This window comes from Rhizobium ecuadorense (assembly GCF_001187535.1).
Classification (GTDB): Bacteria; Pseudomonadota; Alphaproteobacteria; order Rhizobiales; family Rhizobiaceae; genus Rhizobium; species Rhizobium ecuadorense.
In genome coordinates, this window is sequence record NZ_LFIO01000688.1 from 1 (window position 1) to 246 (window position 246).

At 58.9% G+C, this 246-nt stretch carries 1 pseudogene; it reads left to right on the top strand.

The features are described 5' to 3' along the window. Positions 1–123 (top strand): annotated as a pseudogene (locus AF337_RS45355) (GNAT family N-acetyltransferase); the annotation flags it as partial. Positions 124–246 lie beyond the last annotated feature (123 nt).

Below are 246 nucleotides of genomic sequence, written 5' to 3' on the forward strand. Positions count from 1 at the left end.
GAGACCGGGGTTGCGAACATTGCGTCACAGCGTGTCCTCGAGCGCAATGGATTCATTCGCGCCGGCGAGCGTATCGATGCCGAAGACGGTCCATTGATTTGCTGGGAAGCAATAACGGTCTAAGGTTGCGGGCCGAATAAGCCCGCACGGGAAACGGCCGGCCGAGGTTCAATTACCTCGGCCGGCCTTTTGTCATGGACAGATGACGACTGCGATCACGGCCTGCTTCAGCGACCGTAAGTGACC